Genomic DNA, 1482 nt, shown 5'->3' on the forward strand with positions numbered 1-1482 from the left:
GGTACGGGAGGCGCGGGGGCGTACGGGGTACGCGGGGCGGCTCAGCGGACCCCGACCGCGGCCAGGGCGTGGCGCTGCGCCTCGGTGGGCGCCACGGGGAAGTAGAGGTAGCAGACGCCTCCCGAACCGCTCTTGACCTGGCCCTGCGCGTTGTGGCGCTTGGTGCGCAGCCAGATGTTCTCGAACTGGCGGCGCTTGTAGACGCGCCGCACGGCCGCGTCCGACGGGCTCGCCGGATCGTTGGCCACCACGTCACCGGCCTCGGTGAAGCCGACGACGCACATCAGGTGCCCCGCTGTGCCGTAGCCCGCGCCGTCGAGCTCGGAGGCGAGGAAGGACTGGGAGGTGATGACGGGGATCCGGGCCCGGATCAGCTTCTCCACGTCGCCGAGCGAGCGCAGCCGGGTGACGACGGCCTGCATGTCGCGGTACGTGGCGGCGTAGGCGGCGTTGAACGGCCAGTTGCCGCAGCCCTGGTACTGGTAGTCGTACGTGAGACGGGCTGCCTGGCAGACCTGCGGGTCGGCGTACGCGGGGTCGACCCAGGCGAGGTCGGCGCGCGAGGGCACCCGCCCCCAGTACTCCAGCACCATCTGCGAGGAGGTCGGGCTGCACCATGCCTCGCCGCCGTTGTCGTACTGCGGGTACTGGCCCTTGTGGATCTCCTGCGAGTAGCGCGGCACGGCCAGTTCGCGCCCCCTCCCCTCCCCCGGTACCGAGGCGGGGACGGTGAAGCGGTCGGGGATGTCGGAGCCCATGGCGCCGAGCCGCCACACGGTGGGGGTGAGACCGGTGCCCGGCCTGCGGTGGAGCGTGACGCGCAGCCGGTACGAGGCGATCCGCGGTCCTGTCGCGGGGGCGTCGATGGCGAGGGTGTCGGTGGAGACGCTGCTCTTCCCGTCCTTCTGGCCGTCGACCGAGGTGCGCCGGATGTCGCCCGCCGCGTCACCGGCCGTCCAGCGGCCCATCACGTACCAGGGGGTCTCCCCGCCGTCGGTGTACGTACCGTGGAGCTCCACCTGGAGCCAGGTGCCCGCGGGGGCGTGGGCGTTCCAGGACGCGACGACCTCGCTCGCGGGCGGGCGGAGACGGCGGACGGGGCCGGTCCAGGTGGCGTACTCCCAGGTGGACGTGGCACCGGTGTGCGGGTCCCGGTAGTCGAGGGTGCCGACGGGGCGGTCGATGACGATGCCGGGGCGGTGACCGGCGCGGACGCGGGTGCCGCGGGGGGTGCCGAGGTGCCAGTCGGCCTCGGTGGTCCAGGCGTGGTAGTCGACCATGGCTCCTCCGGAGGGGGCGGCGACGGCGCGCGGATGGATGACCGCGGTGGCCGCGGTGGCCAGTGCGGCGGTGAGGACGGTGCGTCTGCTGGCTCTGCTGGACATGGGGTTCTCCCGTGGGTCGGCTGGCCTCTTCTCTTCCCCGGCCCGGCGCCACCCCGAAACGACGAGCCGCCCACCGGGGGCTCCGCCCCCGGTGGGC

1 protein-coding gene is annotated in these 1482 nt (G+C 73.7%); it reads right to left on the reverse strand.

What is annotated here, in order from left to right:
- Positions 1-41 precede the first annotated feature (41 nt).
- Positions 42-1385, reverse strand: a complete 1344-nt coding sequence (locus K6I34_RS36855; protein WP_229332373.1) for a peptidase C39 family protein — start codon at positions 1383-1385, stop codon at positions 42-44.
- Positions 1386-1482: the final 97 nt, after the last annotated feature.

The sequence above is a fragment of the Streptomyces sp. UNOC14_S4 genome (genome assembly GCF_020740835.1).
Taxonomy (GTDB): Bacteria; Actinomycetota; Actinomycetes; order Streptomycetales; family Streptomycetaceae; genus Streptomyces.